The 16,649-nt window shown below is 41.4% G+C and carries 19 protein-coding genes; 18 read left to right on the top strand and 1 reads right to left on the bottom strand.

The genetic code is table 11. The features are described 5' to 3' along the window. Positions 1-10 precede the first annotated feature (10 nt). From flgK to HCJ30_RS02570, 17 genes are all read left to right on the top strand, one after another. Positions 11-1,531 (top strand): flagellar hook-associated protein FlgK, encoded by a 1,521-nt coding sequence (gene flgK, locus HCJ30_RS02490; RefSeq protein ID WP_185390839.1) that lies wholly within the window; start codon positions 11-13, stop codon positions 1,529-1,531. 11 nt (positions 1,532-1,542) lie between these two features. Next, positions 1,543-2,418 (top strand): flagellar hook-associated protein 3, encoded by an 876-nt coding sequence (locus tag HCJ30_RS02495; RefSeq protein WP_185391570.1) that lies wholly within the window; start codon positions 1,543-1,545, stop codon positions 2,416-2,418. Between the two features lie 11 nt (positions 2,419-2,429). Next, the gene (locus tag HCJ30_RS02500; protein WP_185390840.1) at positions 2,430-3,719 is read left to right on the top strand and encodes a flagellar hook-associated protein 2; all 1,290 of its coding nucleotides are present in this window, start codon (positions 2,430-2,432) and stop codon (positions 3,717-3,719) included. Between the two features lie 18 nt (positions 3,720-3,737). Continuing rightward, positions 3,738-4,124: a flagellar export chaperone FliS gene (locus HCJ30_RS02505; protein WP_070006285.1), complete on the top strand. Its 387-nt coding sequence runs from the start codon at positions 3,738-3,740 to the stop codon at positions 4,122-4,124. After that, entirely contained in the window at positions 4,096-4,377 is a 282-nt protein-coding gene (locus HCJ30_RS02510; RefSeq protein ID WP_185390841.1) for a hypothetical protein, read from the top strand. Before HCJ30_RS02505 ends, HCJ30_RS02510 begins: the two co-directional genes overlap by 29 nt. Positions 4,378-4,397: 20 nt before the next feature. Next, positions 4,398-4,799 carry a flagellar basal body rod protein FlgB gene (gene flgB / locus HCJ30_RS02515; RefSeq protein ID WP_185390842.1) on the top strand — a complete coding sequence of 134 codons (402 nt, stop codon included), beginning with the start codon at positions 4,398-4,400 and terminating at the stop codon, positions 4,797-4,799. A gap of 11 nt (positions 4,800-4,810) precedes the next feature. Continuing rightward, entirely contained in the window at positions 4,811-5,221 is a 411-nt protein-coding gene (flgC, locus tag HCJ30_RS02520; RefSeq protein ID WP_003721832.1) for a flagellar basal body rod protein FlgC, read from the top strand. Positions 5,222-5,237: 16 nt separating this feature from the next. Continuing rightward, positions 5,238-5,534, top strand: a complete 297-nt coding sequence (fliE, locus tag HCJ30_RS02525) for a flagellar hook-basal body complex protein FliE (RefSeq protein WP_185390843.1) — start codon at positions 5,238-5,240, stop codon at positions 5,532-5,534. Positions 5,535-5,601: 67 nt separating this feature from the next. Further along, on the top strand, positions 5,602-7,254 hold the full coding sequence (gene fliF, locus HCJ30_RS02530) for a flagellar basal-body MS-ring/collar protein FliF (RefSeq protein WP_185390844.1): 1,653 nt from the start codon (positions 5,602-5,604) through the stop codon (positions 7,252-7,254). Between the two features lie 2 nt (positions 7,255-7,256). Beyond that, positions 7,257-8,363 (top strand): flagellar motor switch protein FliG, encoded by a 1,107-nt coding sequence (locus HCJ30_RS02535; RefSeq protein WP_185390845.1) that lies wholly within the window; start codon positions 7,257-7,259, stop codon positions 8,361-8,363. Then, positions 8,350-9,042: a FliH/SctL family protein gene (locus tag HCJ30_RS02540; protein ID WP_185390846.1), complete on the top strand. Its 693-nt coding sequence runs from the start codon at positions 8,350-8,352 to the stop codon at positions 9,040-9,042. The genes HCJ30_RS02535 and HCJ30_RS02540 overlap by 14 nt, the downstream gene beginning before the upstream one ends. Beyond that, entirely contained in the window at positions 9,039-10,340 is a 1,302-nt protein-coding gene (gene fliI / locus HCJ30_RS02545) for a flagellar protein export ATPase FliI (protein ID WP_185390847.1), read from the top strand. The genes HCJ30_RS02540 and fliI overlap by 4 nt, the downstream gene beginning before the upstream one ends. Positions 10,341-10,356: 16 nt before the next feature. Beyond that, the gene (locus HCJ30_RS02550) at positions 10,357-11,016 is read left to right on the top strand and encodes a lytic transglycosylase domain-containing protein (RefSeq protein ID WP_185390848.1); all 660 of its coding nucleotides are present in this window, start codon (positions 10,357-10,359) and stop codon (positions 11,014-11,016) included. A 13-nt stretch (positions 11,017-11,029) separates the two neighbouring features. After that, positions 11,030-11,674, top strand: coding sequence for a hypothetical protein (locus tag HCJ30_RS02555; RefSeq protein ID WP_185390849.1), 645 nt, complete (start codon positions 11,030-11,032; stop codon positions 11,672-11,674). A 574-nt stretch (positions 11,675-12,248) separates the two neighbouring features. Then, positions 12,249-12,575 (top strand): PadR family transcriptional regulator LftR, encoded by a 327-nt coding sequence (gene lftR / locus HCJ30_RS02560; RefSeq protein WP_185390850.1) that lies wholly within the window; start codon positions 12,249-12,251, stop codon positions 12,573-12,575. Continuing rightward, on the top strand, positions 12,575-12,898 hold the full coding sequence (locus HCJ30_RS02565; protein WP_185390851.1) for a DUF1048 domain-containing protein: 324 nt from the start codon (positions 12,575-12,577) through the stop codon (positions 12,896-12,898). Before lftR ends, HCJ30_RS02565 begins: the two co-directional genes overlap by 1 nt. Before the next feature lie 20 nt (positions 12,899-12,918). Then, a complete protein-coding gene (locus tag HCJ30_RS02570; RefSeq protein WP_185390852.1) occupies positions 12,919-13,953 on the top strand; it encodes a hypothetical protein in 1,035 nt (344 codons plus the stop codon). A 43-nt stretch (positions 13,954-13,996) separates the two neighbouring features. Here HCJ30_RS02570 and HCJ30_RS02575 read toward each other — a convergent pair whose 3' ends face one another. Further along, the gene (locus HCJ30_RS02575) at positions 13,997-14,644 is read right to left on the bottom strand and encodes a FusB/FusC family EF-G-binding protein (protein WP_185390853.1); all 648 of its coding nucleotides are present in this window, start codon (positions 14,642-14,644) and stop codon (positions 13,997-13,999) included. A gap of 272 nt (positions 14,645-14,916) precedes the next feature. Between HCJ30_RS02575 and HCJ30_RS02580 the strand changes: the two genes are divergently transcribed. Then, positions 14,917-16,647 (top strand): pyruvate oxidase, encoded by a 1,731-nt coding sequence (locus HCJ30_RS02580; protein WP_185390854.1) that lies wholly within the window; start codon positions 14,917-14,919, stop codon positions 16,645-16,647. The last annotated feature ends 2 nt before the right edge of the window (positions 16,648-16,649 follow it).

Below are 16,649 nucleotides of genomic sequence, written 5' to 3' on the forward strand. Positions count from 1 at the left end.
GGGATTTTTTGTGCGTTTAAGTGATTTTAATACGTCATTATCGGGCATGTCAGCGGCGCAAATCGCTAATATGGTCGCTCAGCAAAATATTAGTAATATGAATACGCCGGGGTACATTAGGCAAGCCGTGGATCAGACGGCAGTATACGGTGATGGAGGGCTTCTTGGCGGGAAACAAACGGGCTACGGGGTCAAAGTAACAGATATTAAAAGACTGACGAATACGGCTCTGACGACACAATACAATAATCAAATCGCCAAACAATCCGCTTCGTTATACCAAAGTGGGGCGCTGAATCAAGCACTTAATTTATTTGGTACTCCCGGAAAAAATACGCCAAGTGATAATTTGGATAACTTTTTTACTGCTTGGGCGGCGCTAGCGAAAAATCCAGACCAAGCGACGAATACAACAGCACTTTTATCGAGCATGTCGATTTTTACTGATCAATTAAACCAACTTCATTCGGGCTTAAAAGAATTAGAAACAACGATTGCGGCAGATACAGATGCAGCGATTCAAGATTTAAATTCATTAATTAAAAAACTAGGCAGCATCAATAAAGCTATCGGAAATGCCGGCTCCAATCCGCCGAACGATTTACTGAATCAACGTGATCAACTACTTAGCACGATGGCTGGCTATGCGGGGATTTCCGTTAGCGCCCACCCAAATAATCCTGATGTATACGATGTAACAATCGGCGGACGTCTCGTTGTTCAAGGTGACGAAACAACTGAAATCACTTCCACTCGAACAGCGACAGGCTTTGAATTTTCCGTGGATGGGCAAAAACTCAACATGCCAGAAGGTTCGATCATTGCTTCCGTTCGCGTGAATCAAAATGAAATTAAATCCTACCAAGAAAAAATCGAAACTTTCTCGAATGGTCTAGCAAAAGCACTCGACGATATCCAAGTCAAAAATGTCAATAAAACAATGGACGACTTGCAAAAAATCAATGAAGCGCTTCAAGCTAACCCTAATGACGAAAAACTACTCAGCAACCGCGATGAACTTTTACGTCAACTGGAAAAATTCCCTGGCGTGACTCGTTCTGGAGATACGCTGACAATTGGCGGCGCGGACCATCCCATTGATACGCTTGGTACGAGTACATATGTCAACAATGTGAGTGATTTTTCGATACCCATTTTCACCCAAAGTTCTGGCAAATGGATCCTGAATCCAGCCATCACGAGTAATGCAGATAACAAGCCATTCCTAGGTGTTATCGCAGCGGATATTGCTTCCTTAAAAACCGATAAAAACATTCAAGGGACAACTTTCCCAAGTTTTATGGACGGAATTATTACCGAAGTTGCCACCGATGCGAGTAAAAGCAGTGCAACAGCGACAGCAGACACCCAAGCATTAAGCTCTCTTTCCGAGTCGAAATCATCTCTCGAAGGCGTTAATATCGATGAAGAAATGACAAATATTATGCAATACCAAAGTTACTATGTTGCCAATACGAAAGCGATGAACACGGTGAATGATATGATGAAAGCACTTTTAGCTATGTTATAAGGAGGAAAATGATGCGAATTTCAACCAATCAACAAGCAAATTCAATAATTAACCAGTTGAACAATGTTTCAGGAAATCTGGCTAAATACCAACTGCAAGTGTCTTCTGGGAAAAAGTATGAATCCATGAGCGAAAACCCTGGTGCTACAGCGCAAATTTTATCCTATAATCATGTGCTTAGTCAGTTGAATCGAGAAAAAACAGACGTAACCGAAGCGAAATCGTTGTTAAATACAGCGGAAACTTCTCTTTCGTCCATGTCAACGTCGATGAACCGAGTGAACGCTTTGGTGCTTCAAGCAATCAACGGAACGAGCGATAAAAATAATATGTCTCAGTCAGCCGAAGAAATTAAAGGCTTGCTAGACGTTCTTGTTTCTGTCGCTAACGCAGAAGATGATGGCAGATACGTCTTTAGTGGTTCAAGTACGAGCGTGAAGCCATTTACAACAGATAAAACGACCGGCGAAATCATCTACAACGGCACGACAGAAAATAAAAATTTCCGCGTAACCGATACGTTACAAGTAGAAGTTTTCCATGACGGTAGCGCGCTGACAGATGTTTTTAACAACATTCAAAAAATCGTCGACGCAATGAAAAGTGGCGATAAAGATGCCTTGTCTGCCTTGCAAGAAACCAACAGCAAAAACATCGAAATTATCACGAATTCCATGACCAATATCGGGGGACAAAAAAACGGTGTTGCTGCCTACGATAATGTCCTTTCTAGCAAAATAACCGACTTTGCGGAACGAAAATCCAATGTCGAAGAAGTCAATATGCCAGAAGCCGTAAGTAATTTAAATAAAACATCGATTGCGTACCAAGCCGCACTACAATCCAGTGTGATGGTACAAAAATTAAGCATCCTAAATTATATGTGAGGTGAAACCAAGTGGGAAGTTCAATCGCAAGCAGTTTAATGGACCCAACGCAATATTATTCGCAATTTATTAGTCTGCAAAAAGCCAGTTTAGAAAAAGCGAAAACGCCATATCAAAACCAAATTTCCAGCTATCAATCACGTATTGACCTGTATGCCAGTTTGAAAAACGCGTTATCTGATTCGCTGAAAACGATGAGTTCTTTTACGACCTACGAAAGTAAAACGAAACTTGCAACCTCATCAAATGAAACAAGTTTTACCGTGTCCTCAACTAGTAGCTCCATCAACGGCAGCTATTCCATCGAAGTCCAAAATCTGGCAACAGCCGACACGTACAACAAAGCTGTGCCCGATATCGAAGCGAAAATCGGCGTCAGCGGCACCATCAAAATCAACGGCAAAGAAATCAAAATCGATGCCGACAGCTCGATGAAAAACGTAATGAACTCGATTAATAGCGCCGGCGCAAAAGTAAACATTTACACGCTAGGCGAAAATATGGTCGTAACTGCTGCAACCACTGGTGTCGAAAATAGCATTAAATTCGAAGGTGACTCGGCTGTCCTTGATGCACTTGGTTTAGTCCAAAACTCACCTGATCATTTAGCTGCAGAAGATGCCAAACTCCGCATCAATGGCGCGACCGTTACAAGCGCAACCAATAAAGTAACCAACTACATCCCAGGCGTGACCATCAACCTCAAAAAAGAAACCACTGGCGCTGAAAAACTAACCATCCAAGATCAAAGTGATGAAAAAGCAGCTAGCATGATTACCAGTTTTGTAAATACATACAATGCACTAACAAGCACAATGAAAACCTACACGGGAAAAGGAACCATTTTACAAGCATCGGCTGCTGACCTGGAAGCAAATCGCGCATTAAATAACGTATTCCAACATAAAAAAGACGGAAATACTTTATTCGATTTTGGCATTAGCGTCGACAAAGAAGGCGTACTTAAAGTCGATGAAACAGCAATGAAAAAAATGGTAGCAGAAGACCCGACCGCTGTGGAAAGATTTTTCTTTGGCATTGGCGGAATCGGCGACGAACTATATCAATCTTTGAATAAAACATTTGGCTCGACTGGCTTTATCAGTGATGAAACGACCTCGATGACGAATGAAATCAATAAATTAAATCTAAAACTGACCGACATAACTAGCAGAAATAATACCTTACTAACGAATATTACCGATCAGTACAACAAATGGCTCGAAATGATGCAAGCCATGCAAAGTGACGCAATGACCCTCGACGCACTAATCGACGGTATGAACAGTTCTAATAAATAAAAATGGTAGGTGAAAAAAATGCAAGCTTGGAAACGATACACCCAAAATGAATTAAATACGAGCAACCCCATTAAAAACACCATTTATATATACGAACGCTGTATTATTGAATTTAAAAAATTAGACAAAGCACTCGGACAACTACATTTTTCCGAAGCAGACCTTATTCTCGATAAAATGGAAAAAATCTTTGAAGAACTAAAATTACAATTAAATCCAGAAGCCGGGCAAGAACTTTACGATAACATTTTCGGCTTATATGAATGGATCTCCGAACAAATCCGCCAAATGCAACTACTCAAACAACCCGTTAATATCGATACTATCATTCACGTCATCACGCAGCTCAAAGAAGGCTACGAGGGAGTGATGAAACATGAATCAAGCAAAGACACATTTGGCTGAACTTAAAGCATTGTTTCACTCGACGGGACAATTAAACGTTACGCTTGAAGAATATCAAACCAAACTAAATGAACTTTTAAAAAGCACCGAAGATTTGCCAAAAGACACAAAAGAAGCCATTTTAAAAGAAACAAGGGAAGTGATTAATAAAGGTATTCTTTTCACCGAAAAACAATTAGAATCCACTGAAAATGCCTTTTCCGAAAATAAAAGTCGCAATGCCGCCAACATGAATTATGCGAAATTTTTTTAAAAGAAAGAAGGAAATGACAAGTGGAAAATTATACCACGCATATTGGTAACTACTTGAATTATCTCCAAACGGCCAACCAAGTAGTTTCAAATAATATCGCCAACGCCAATACGCCCAATTTTAAAGCAAGTGAAGCGAGTTTTGAGGAATCATTTGGCTCAAGTTTGCGCGCATCCGGTCAAAATAGCATCGAATCTACCGGAAACTTAACAAAAACAAACACAAAACATTTAGCTGGAACAAATACGGACGAAACAAACGCGAAAATCACCACCAAAAGCGGCTCCATCAACGAAGACGGCAACAATGTCAACGTTACTTCTGAAATGATCAGCTTAACTAAAAATAACCAAATGTACGCGCTCGCTATCAGTGCACTCAACTATAATTCATCCATCAACACAGCAGCCCGTGGAAAGTAAGGTGAACAACCATGTTTGAAGGAATCAATACAAGCGGCTCCGCGTTAAATGCTGCGAAACAATGGATGGAAGTAAGCTCCAATAATATCGCGAATGCAGATTCAAGCGCCGCGCCTGGCGAAACACCATTCCTCAGAAAACGCGTCGTATTATCCGAAATTACGCCATTTGAAACAGCCTTAACCGGAACAAAAGGTGTCAAAGTAAGCGAAATCTCAAGCGACACCGGAAGCGTCAAACGTGTCTATGATCCAACCCATCCAAACGCCAATGAAGCAGGTTACGTCAACTACGCGAATGTCGATATGACAGCAGAAATGACCAATTTGATGGTTGGACAAAAAATGTACGCGGCAAACACTTCTGCCCTACAAGCAAATGAAAAAATGATGGAAAAAGATTTAGAAATCGGCAAAGTATAAAGGAGTGTTTTAAGAAATGGCAATTGAAAGTATTAATGCAGCCAGCGTCTTGCCAAAAGTGACGCTTGGTGAAACCGCGAAAACAGACAATGCGACAGGTGCCGGAAATACCTTCACGCAAATGCTGGATAGTATGAGTGATACCCAATCAAACGCGCAAAATTCCGTTTCCAACCTTTTAACAACAGGAGAAGGAAACGCAAGCGACGTACTCATTCAAATGAAAAAAGCAGAATCAGAAATGAAAACTGCTGCGGTCATTCGTGATAATGTAATCGAAAGCTACAAACAGCTTTTAAATATGCAAGTGTAGCGGTTAGACTAGTCGGGGGAGTTTTAGTCAATCGTCCACACGAGAAAAATGGAGCGAAGTTTTTAAGATGGCAAAAATAAAAACAATGTATTCGAAATTGAAGAATTGGCACAAAGGCGCGATTTTAGTCGGCCTTTTTGTCGTAGTCACGGTGTTATTACTCTACATGAACACGCCCAAAACAGAAGTTACTCTTTATAAAAATTTATCCGAAACGAGCCAACAACAAGTCACCGATCAATTAGCCAAAATGGGCGTTGATTATACCGTCGACAAAAGCGGCAACATTTTAGTCGATGAAAAAGTGGAGACACTCGTTCGCGACAAATTCGCAGACCTAGGCATTCCTTACACAGGTCAAGATGGCAATGATATTCTACTAAATAGCTCGCTAGGAGCCAGTGAAGAAGATAAAAAAATGCAAGAAAAAGTCGGCACGAAAGTCAATTTAGAAAAAGAAATCGTTCAAAGTTACGGAACGACCGTGGATAGCGCCTCGGTTCAGCTAACGTTACCAGAATCGAGTTCGATTTTTGAAGAAGCGAGCCAAAAAGGAACCGCTGCAGTAACACTCAAAACCAAAAACAACCAAACACTAACAAGCGAACAAGTTCTCGGCATTCAGCGCACCGTCAGCGCGGCCGTACCAAATGTTGCCAGCGATGACGTAGCGATTATCGATACGAAAAACGGCGTTATCTCCGAAGCAGACACATCCAAAGAAGAGGGCAGCTCGGCCTATAAAAATGAAGTCGACATCCAAAACGCGATTGGAAAAAATGTGAAAACAGACATTGAAGGCACACTTTCTAGCATTTTTGCCTTAGATAATTTCCGCGTGAATACAAATGTCACCGTTAATTTTGACGAAATCAAACAAAATACCGAACATTATCCAAACGACGGCAAAGTCCGTAGCAACCAAAAAGACACATCAACAGACACATCGAGAGGTTCCGCAAACACCACCGAATCAGGCACCGCATCCAACGCAGACGTACCCAACTACACAGAGCAAAATGGCGATGACACCAACACATATACGAGCGAAAAATCAAGCGAAACAACCAACTACGAACTAGACTCTACCATTCAAGAAATCAAAAAACACCCAGCCCTAGCAAAAACGAATGTCGTTGTCTGGGTGGACCAAAATGCGCTAAATAAAAATGGCGTGGACATGGCCGAATTCACAAAAGCAGTCGGGGTTTCAGCAGGCTTAACTCCAAATATGAGAACCGAAGAAGCTGGCGCAGATGGAGAAGCAGCCGCGACACCAACATTCGAAGGAACGTTCCAAAACGGCGATGTTACGATTATGCCAATCCAATTTTTAGATAACCAAACGCCAGTAGAAAAAGATACGACCGAAAAATCGGCACCAGCAAGCAAAGCCTGGATTTGGTGGCTCGCAGGAAGTTTACTATTTGCTCTTATCGCAGCGGGAATTATCGCCTACATCATCTTCCTTAAACGCAAAGAGCAGCTAGAAGAAGCGCTAGAAGCAGAAGAAAAAGATTATATCCCAGCCGAAGAAGCCATCATCCATCCCGAAGAACACCCAGATTTCCATTTCCAAACAGATGCATTCGATTTATCTGAACCAGAATTAAAAGCTCGCAAAGAAAGCTTGAAAAATAAACTCGGTGAAATGGCCAAAGAAGACCCAGGCCGCGCCGCAGCAGTCATCCAAAAATGGCTCAATGAAAGGCAGGAATGACAATGGCAGACACACTTAAAGAAACCCTAGAAGAAACAAACGCTGAATTAGAAACGGTTGAAACAGAAGAAACCGAAGAAAAAACAACCATTTCAGCAGAATCAGGTATTTCCCGACGTGAAAAAGCCGCACTTATTATTTGGAGCCTTGATGAACAAATTGCGACTGAAGTGGTAGATTTGCTTCCCGACGCATCCAAACAACGCCTTGCACGCGAAATGGCCAAAATGAAAGAAATGGACGGCGGCGCAGTGGAAGAAGCGACTAGAGAATTTTTAGGAGAATTAGAACTTTTGTCTGGTGGCATTGCCAAACTTGACCGCGAACATTTACAACGCCTATTCCCAGATATGACCACGGAAGAACTAAACCAACTCATTTACGGGGTAGAAGCAGAATCACGTATCGGCGAAACCGCCCTAGATATTTTACGCGAAATTGATGACGTCGACTCCTTGTTTACAATCATCAGTGACGAATCACCACAAACCATCGCGATGATTGCTTCCTACATGAAACCAGAAGAAGCCTCCAAACTACTAGCTTTACTGCCGGAAGAAAAAATGATCAACACCGTTATCGGTATCGCGAGCTTAGAACAATTTGATAGCGAAGTCATGCAAAACGTATCTAACTTACTAAGAATCAAGCTCGACACAATGTCGAATAGCTCGCTGAACAAAACAGACGGCATAAAAAATGTTGCGAATATCCTAAACAACGTAACTCGCGGGTTAGAACGTACGATTTTCGAGCATCTCGACGCCGAACAAGCCGAACTTTCCGAACGCATCAAAGAGAAAATGTTTATGTTTGAAGATATTATTCTGCTTGATAATATGACCTTGCAACAAGTGCTGGCCGAAATTCAAGACAACAACAAAATCGCCCGAGCACTCAAAAATGAAAAAGAAGAACTCAAAGAAAAAATCCTATCTTGCGTATCGAAAAACCGTCGCGATATGATTACCGAAGAACTAGAAGTCCTTGGTCCAATCAGACTTTCTGACGTCGAACAAGCCCAACAAGATATCGCCAATGTCGTCAAAAATCTGGAAAAAGACGGCAAAATAGTTATCCAACGGGGGGAACAGGATGTCCTTATCTAACCCACGAATCCCTAAAGGCAAAGTCACCTTATCCGATGTGAAAATGGAACTATTCTATTTAGATGACATAGAAGAAACCGAAGAAGTCGAGTCGCCATACACGAAAGAACTCGAACAACTTGAAACGCATCAAAAAGAACTCGAAAAGCACCTATCCGCTATCGAACTCGAACAACAAAAACTCGCGCATGAAAAAGCGGCACTTGCAGCAGAACGCCAAGCTATTGAAGAATTAAAACAAACAGCCGCAGCCGAACTCGAAGCACAAAAACAAGCATTCGAACAAGAAAAAACACAAATCTACCAAACAATTACCGACTTCCTTTGGGATGAAAGCATCGACCTCGCAGAAAAAATTGTCCACCAAGCCATCGACACCCGCCAAATCAAAGTGTTGCCCATGCTAACCGAAGTCATCCAAAAACTCCCAGTTGCTTTCGACAAACTAAACGTCACCACTCATCCAGAAACATTAAAAGCCCTAAAAGAAGAAAACACCGGCACAAAATACGACTGGCTTTTAGAAAACATTCACTGGAACTTCGATATGCGATTAGATTACGGCGAATTTACCGTAGAAGAAGAAAAAGAATACTTCGACTACCGCATCACCGAAATATTCCAAACGCTCCACAAACAAAACGCTGAACGGAAAATTCTAGGAGGCGATAAACCGTGAGCTGGTCGCCAAAAACCGAAGCTTGGCAAGAACTAAAAAACACCGTCCCATACATCCAAAAAGGAAAAATTCACACCGTCCAAGAACAAGTCTATATTTCCAAAGGTCCCCAAGTGAAAATTGGCGATACTGTCATGGTCGGTGAAAACAAAGTACTCTGCGAAGTCATCTCCATTGAAAAAGAAAACAATATGCTGCTCCCATTTAACCAAAGCGATAAAGTAGCATATGGCGATTGGGTGTACGTAACGGACACAAAAATCACCATCCCAGCCGACGAATTCCTCCTTGGAAAAGTACTAAACGCATCCGGTGACATTTTAAACGAAGAAGCAGGAACCGCCAAATTCAAACAAAAAATGCCACTCGAAGCACCGCCGATTCATGCTTTTAGTCGAGCAGAAATCACCGAAACACTCGAAACAGGTATTAAAGCGATCGACGGCATGTTAACAATCGGCATCGGTCAAAAAATCGGTATTTTTGCTGGCTCAGGTGTTGGGAAATCTACCTTACTTGGCATGATCGCTCGTAACGCCAAAGCAGATATAAACGTAATCGGCTTAGTCGGCGAGCGTGGTCGGGAAGTAAAAGATTTCTTGCGTAAAGATCTCGGTGAAGAAGGGCTACGTAAAAGCGTGATTGTGGCCGCTACATCAGATGAAAGCCATCTCATGCAACTGCGCGCCGCCAAACTAGCTACTTCAATTGCCGAGCATTTCCGTGACCAAGGAAAAACCGTCCTTTTAATGATGGATTCCGTCACTCGTTTTGCTGATGCAAGAAGAAGTGTCGATATCGCCGTCAAAGATTTACCCATTGGCGGAAAAACCTTATTAATGGAATCATATATGAAAAAACTACTCGAACGTTCCGGTAAAACGCAAAATGGCTCGATTACAGGCATTTATACCGTGCTCGTTGATGGCGACGATATGAACGGCCCGGTTCCAGATTTAGCACGGGGAATTTTAGATGGGCATATTGTTCTCACCCGTGAACTAGCCACAAAAAACCACTATCCAGCCATTGATGTTCTCGGCTCCGTTAGCCGGGTGATGGAAGAAATTGTCCCAGAAAGTCAGTGGAAATCTGCTTCAAAAATTCGCGAATGGATGAGCATTTACCAAGAAAATGAACTGTATTTCAAACTAGGAACAATCGAGCAAACGAGCGACAATGCGGCCATTTTTACAAGTAAAGAAAAGTCTTATTTTATCCACCAATTTTTAAAACAATTGCGGGATGAGAGTGTCACACTCGAAGAAACGAGTCAAATGATGGAAACGTTAGTATAACAAAGGAGTGCCGTGGATGAATCCAGTAGAACAAGTAATGAGTGCTAGACAAGCCGAGTTTCAAAGCGCGTTCGAAGCAGCGAAACAATCGGCCACCACATTTGAAACCAAATTAAACGAACGCTTAAACGCGACCAAGCAAACAACCACAACTAATGTGCAAACAGTCACCGATGCCGAACTAGCCCGCGCCCGAGAAGCGTACGAAGCATTAATCAATAAATCCGAAACCAGTTCCACAGCAACCACATCAAGCACCGCGACCACAACACCAAGCGGCGAGCTAACCAACTGGAACAATTACCAAATCAAACCAATCAGCGCCGAAAATGAAGGGAAATATAGCGACTTAATCAAAACAGCCGCAGCCAAGTACGGCGTCCCAGAAGCGCTCATCAAACGCGTCATCCAAGTAGAATCCAATTACAATCCGAATGTTGTCTCAAGTGCAGGCGCAACCGGCCTAATGCAGCTAATGGCCGGCTCCAACCGCACCGATCCAGCCACCAATATTGACGCCGGAACAAAAGAGCTCGCAGGCTACATCAAAAAATACGATGGCGACCTAAGACTAGCTCTAGCAGCCTATAACGCCGGGCCAGGAAACGTCCGCAAATACGGCGGCGTACCACCATTCAAAGAAACACAAAATTATTTAAAGAAAATTATCGGATAAGGGAGAATAAATCATGGGAAACTGGCAACAAAAGTGGGAATCATGGCGCGATATGACCACAGCGATGCAACAAGAAATCAAAATCGAAGCCGCCGAAAAAGTAACTTCCTACATAAAAAATGACCAATTTGAAGAAGCGATTAATGTTATCAGACAAACCGAAAATCTCCTAAACGAACTAGATTTTGAAACGAAAATGAACCGCGTCGAAGAACAACTCCAAGCCTTCACATCCGACCAAGAAGCAGCCAAATCATTCGAAGCAAGCCAACTGCAAAACCTAGAAAAACCAACCACAAAAGTAAGTTTCGACCTTTCAAACGTAAAAGCAGAAGCAATCAACCAATTCACCAAACGCGATTTCAACCTAGTAGACTCACACGATACCCACATGCAATTTCTGAAAGGCAACCGCAATTTTTACATGGACATTTTCAACCCCGAAGAAAGCGAAGAACACCACTACGCTAACCTTCATGAAAAATGCCAATACAAAAACATCGGCTTCATTTGCCAAAATGACGCAGCAGCTGAAATTGCTACCAACCTAACAAACGAATGGCTTGAAACACTAGAAGCCCCGAAAAAGAAATTTCTAACAGTCAACATCGCCAATTTAACCGCAATGAAACAAAACCCAGAAGTACTTTTTCAGTAAACAAAAAGAGAGGCGCTACGATGCGTCTCTCTTTCTATTTTATGAAGCTAACTTTGCTTTATATTTTTTTTTCGATCATAAATAGTGGCGATAATCCCAGCCGTAATATAAAGCGAACCAAGAATCGGATTAATGTATAGACCTTCTATTAGGTTGGCGCCTAACAATAAAATACCACTAATAAATAGAAAGATAATTTTATTGTTAGGAGTTAGAGACTGTAAAAGGATAATGCAACAAAGACAATGGGCTAGCATAACAAATGCTGTCAAACTAATAACGGGGAATAAATTTATCGCATCTCCCAGCATTTTTAGCGTATAAAAGCTAAAAATAAATTCTAAAAAACAGGTACACCATACTAAAGTTTTAATTAAAGATAACATATTATTTGTTCCTTTCTAAGAAGTATAAGTAAATGAGTAGGAAATTAATTCCATTTTAGTATACTTTTATTTCTGCTACAAAAGCAATAAGAATCGCTAAGTTTTTTCTAAAAACCAGTTGACAACCAATCTACTTTGTATTACTATATACTTGTACCTAGTAACAACTAGTAGAGGAGTGAATTCAAATGAAAGGACTTACCGAGTTACTCAAAGGTAGTTTAGAAGGAATGATTTTGGAGCGGATTTCTAGAGGAGAAACTTACGGCTACGAAATCACCAAGTATCTTAATGACCTAGGCTTTGATGAAATCGTCGAAGGAACCGTCTACACCATTCTCGTCCGCCTTGAGAAAAAAGGATTAGTCGAGATAGAAAAGAAAAAGTCAGAATTAGGTCCACCGAGAAAGTTTTACACATTAAGCCCAGCTGGGGAAGAAGAATTAGCCGTTTTTTGGAAACGTTGGGACTTTATTCAAGGAAAAATCATGCAAGTTAAAGGAGGGGAAGCATAATGTTTAAATGGTTTACAAAATACCGCGAAGAAAAACGAGACTATAAACTGTATAAAAAACGTATAAATGCTTTACCAGAGGACTACAAAACCGCAATGAAAGCTATCGAAACCTATTTATGGAACTTTGCAAAAGGCGCAGGGATGTTCGAAATCCTAAAAAATGTCCTCGAAATGTTCGAAAACGCCGCAGCTGACAACCTAGAACTAAAAGCTGTTGTTGGTGAAGACCTAGCCGAATTCGCAGACAACTTACTAAGTGAATATCCAGAAGAAACATGGATGGATAATCAACGGAAAAAACTGCGTGATTCGATTAAATAAGAAAGCGAAGGTAGCTGGAAATGGAAACGGCTGACTTATTACAACAACAATTTGAGGAAAGAAAAGTTCAAGCAGCTTTTTATTTAGAAGATTTTCGTTCTAAAAGTGTGCGAACAGAATTTTCGAAAGGCCATCGTTACAACGTTTTACCGTTTGAAAATCAATTAGATGGTTATAAATTAAACGGCAAAGCGTTGAAGGAGCCAATCAAAGATAATAACTGTTATCAGTACCATTTTGATGCTCAAGATCGTCTTATTTTAGTAGAACAAATGGCAGCGTTTTTAGGTAGATTTCATTATTTTACGATGTATAGCTACGAAGAAAATAGCATTGAAACAATGTATTGGAGCGGGGACTCACTAAGTAATATAACCAAATATATGCTTGAAAATAACCAAGTTCAAGCCGCAAGTCGTCACGCTGCTCAAGGTACCTCAACGCAACATTATTATTATCAAAATGACCAACTAAAAGCAATCAACACATTATCCAAGTCTGGTCAATCCGAAATGGATACCACCAACCACTTTTACTACAAAGAAGATGGCTCTTTATTAAAAATAATTCAAACTTGGTCAACAGGTGGTTCAAGAGTAACTTTTTCGAATGAACGAATTGCCTACAAAAAATTGGAAGAACGATTGCTAGGAGAAATGAAAATAGCGATTCAAACATTTGTCGATGAACATCCAGACGAAACCTTATTTGCTTTAGCATTTTCAAGTTACACCGAGCACGCCGATTTAATTTTGAGTGCAGAAGTAGTTGAGCAACTAAGTTCCGATTTAAAAGGCGGTGAAACACCAGACTGGTCGTACAGCGATTTTGATTCTATGGACCTTGTTAAGCAACCTCTGGACGAAGCTGAAACGGAGAAAGTAACCATTAGCGTAGCAAAAGCTATCAAGCAGGTTGTTGAGGCAGAATGGTTTCAGCTTATTCCTAAGAGCACGGACTTCCGTTGCTACTTCTTTAATAATGAAGTAGAACATCGAGATGAAAATAATCAAAAAATAGCTAAAATACTGGACGGAGTTTCCTTCTTTAAATAAAAAAACAGAAAGCCTCTCAAAAAAATGAGAGACTTTCTGTTTTTTATTTACGTTTCTTAACAACCTCTATAAATTCATCTAACGTTTCATGGGCTTTTATTTGCTCGTTACAAACATCGCTATCGTAGCAAATATAATTACCATTTGTCGTATAAACGCCATCACTCGACGATTTCGTTTTCGCCATAAAGAGCGATACTTTCGAATGCGAATGACAAATCGAGCAAACGCCCTTTTGAATCTCCGTAGAAATAGTTCCTTGTACGCCGACCAAATTTCCGTCCTCGTAAGTCACGATATACTTGCGCTGCTGGGCAATATCATTCCAGCCATAAAAAGTATAATCGCGTAAATCCAGTTTGGACCAAGCGGGAATTTTTAATTTTTTCGTTTTCGCAAAAAGTTTTTTAAGTTTCACATCACTAGGCGGCGCGAAAGGAATCACATAGGCTTTTAAATCCTCTAAAAACGGCTCTGCTTCTTTGGTTGAAGTAATCGCATGGAGCTCGCTAAAAAGTTCCTTATGTTCCGCCAAAATGTCTTCCGGAAACAGCTCATTGATTTTCTCCTCCGTTAACGATTTTAACGCCTTCAACGTCGAAGTATCATTCGCAGACCGGTATGCGCGTGAAACATTGGCTAATTGATTTTTGATAAAATTATATTGGTATGGCTCGATAAACTCTTTCATTATAATTCTCCTTTAATAGTTTAATGTTGGTTAAACTAGCTGAAGGATTGAAGAGTCTATTTTCACTCTTACTTTCTAAACAATCCTAAAGCCATTGTTAGAAAGTCGAGAGCAGTGCAATTTTGTTTGCATCTCTTTGATCACCACCTTGCCTTCATTATAAGCACTTCTGAATTGTTCGTCAATTCTCTTTCATGAATAACTCGTTCCAAAACAGGGTAAACGAACACTATTGGACATTAGAGAAAACATCCATGGGAGGAGAATATAGAATGAAAAAAGTTAAAGCAAGTGAAACACTCGTACAAACATTGAAAAATTGGGGTATCGACCACGTTTATGGCTTGCCCGGCGATTCGATTGATACAGTAGTCGACGCTTTACGAAAAGAACAAGAGGCGATTGAATTTATTCACGTCCGCCACGAGGAAGTCGCAACCTTAGCCGCCGCAGCCTATACCAAACTTACCGGCAAAATTGGTGTCGCATTATCCATCGGCGGCCCCGGCGCAATCCATCTATTAAACGGTATGTATGACGCCAAAATGGACCATGTACCAATGCTCGTTCTCGCGGGTCAAGTAACAACCGACGTCCTAAATACCGGTTTTTTCCAAGAAGTCAATTTGCCAGCAATTTTTGAAGATGTTGCCGTTTATAATAAACAAATTGATAACGCGGAAACACTCGCGGATGTGGTCGATGAAGCGATTCGCACGGCTTACAAAGAAAAAGGCGTCGCCGTCCTAACCATCCCAAACGATATTCCAGCCCAAGAAATTAAAGCAAGCCTAGAAGCAAATCCAGTCAAATTTGAGCAAGAAAATCCGCAACTTGATGAAGTAAACTTGCAAGAAGCCGTAGCGTTAATTGATAAAGCGGAAAAACCAGTTATCCTAGCAGGTCTTGGAACCAAACACGCCGGGGCAGCTTTAATCGAATTCGCGGAAAAAGCCAAAATCCCAATTATCAATTCCTTGCCAGCGAAAACAATCATCCCAGACGACCACCCAAACGCACTCGGCAATCTTGGTAAAATCGGTACAAAGCCAGCCTATGAAGCCATGCAAGAAACCGATTTACTACTAATGTTCGGAAACGACTACCCGTACAGCAACTACTTACCTAAAAAAGCCGATTGCATCCAAATCGACATCGATCCAGCAAAAATCAGCAAACGCTATCCAGCGACAGTTGGCCTAGTTGGCGATGCCGCAGAAATCATCCGCAATTTAACAACCAAAATTGCTCCGGTAGAAGAGCGTAAATTCCTCCAAGCATGCCAAGAAAATATGCAAGAATGGTGGAAATGGTTAGAAGAAGACGTAACGCAAACAACCGATCCAATCGCACCAGAAGTCGTAATGGCCAACATCCAAAAAATCGCCGACAACGATGCCATTTTCTCCATCGATGTAGGAACCGCAACCGTTTGGAGTACGCGCTACTTACATTTAACACCTGAAAATGACTTTATCGTTTCCGCATGGCTTGGTACAATGGGGTGCGGCTTACCAGGAGCCATCGCTGCCAAAAAAGCCTATCCAGACCGCCAAGCAATCGCGATCGTAGGTGACGGAGGCTTCTCAATGGTGATGCAAGATTTCGTCACCGCTGTCGGACAAAACATGCCAATGATCATCGTTGTCCTAAACAATCAAGAACTATCCTTCATTAAATACGAACAACAATCAGCCGGCGAACTCAATTACGCCATCGACCTCCCAGACATCAATTACGCAAAATTCGCCGAAAGTTGCGGTGGAATCGGCTTCCGAGTAGAAAAAATGGCTGACCTAGAAAGCGCCTTTGAAAACGCCAAACTCGCAACCAAACCAGTCATCATCGACGTTTCCGTGGATAGCTCAGCCGCTCCACTTCCAGGAAAAATCATCATGGACGAAGCACTCGGTTACACCAAATTCGAAGTCCAATCCGTCCTGGAAGATCACCGTTTCGCAAAAATGCCACCATTAAAAACGATTTTACGTAGATTTTTATAAAA

This window comes from Listeria cossartiae subsp. cossartiae (assembly GCF_014224155.1).
GTDB classification, from domain to species: domain Bacteria; phylum Bacillota; class Bacilli; order Lactobacillales; family Listeriaceae; genus Listeria; species Listeria cossartiae.

Coding starts and splice junctions, on each gene's coding strand:
- HCJ30_RS02495 (WP_185391570.1), top strand. CDS start 1,543: ATGCGAATTTCAACCAATCAACAAGCAAATTCAATAATTAACCAGTTG.
- HCJ30_RS02505 (WP_070006285.1), top strand. CDS start 3,738: ATGCAAGCTTGGAAACGATACACCCAAAATGAATTAAATACGAGCAAC.
- HCJ30_RS02510 (WP_185390841.1), top strand. CDS start 4,096: ATGAATCAAGCAAAGACACATTTGGCTGAACTTAAAGCATTGTTTCAC.
- flgC (WP_003721832.1), top strand. CDS start 4,811: ATGTTTGAAGGAATCAATACAAGCGGCTCCGCGTTAAATGCTGCGAAA.
- fliE (WP_185390843.1), top strand. CDS start 5,238: ATGGCAATTGAAAGTATTAATGCAGCCAGCGTCTTGCCAAAAGTGACG.
- fliF (WP_185390844.1), top strand. CDS start 5,602: ATGGCAAAAATAAAAACAATGTATTCGAAATTGAAGAATTGGCACAAA.
- HCJ30_RS02535 (WP_185390845.1), top strand. CDS start 7,257: ATGGCAGACACACTTAAAGAAACCCTAGAAGAAACAAACGCTGAATTA.
- HCJ30_RS02540 (WP_185390846.1), top strand. CDS start 8,350: ATGTCCTTATCTAACCCACGAATCCCTAAAGGCAAAGTCACCTTATCC.
- HCJ30_RS02550 (WP_185390848.1), top strand. CDS start 10,357: ATGAATCCAGTAGAACAAGTAATGAGTGCTAGACAAGCCGAGTTTCAA.
- HCJ30_RS02555 (WP_185390849.1), top strand. CDS start 11,030: ATGGGAAACTGGCAACAAAAGTGGGAATCATGGCGCGATATGACCACA.
- lftR (WP_185390850.1), top strand. CDS start 12,249: ATGAAAGGACTTACCGAGTTACTCAAAGGTAGTTTAGAAGGAATGATT.
- HCJ30_RS02565 (WP_185390851.1), top strand. CDS start 12,575: ATGTTTAAATGGTTTACAAAATACCGCGAAGAAAAACGAGACTATAAA.
- HCJ30_RS02570 (WP_185390852.1), top strand. CDS start 12,919: ATGGAAACGGCTGACTTATTACAACAACAATTTGAGGAAAGAAAAGTT.
- HCJ30_RS02575 (WP_185390853.1), bottom strand. CDS start 14,644: ATGAAAGAGTTTATCGAGCCATACCAATATAATTTTATCAAAAATCAA.
- HCJ30_RS02580 (WP_185390854.1), top strand. CDS start 14,917: ATGAAAAAAGTTAAAGCAAGTGAAACACTCGTACAAACATTGAAAAAT.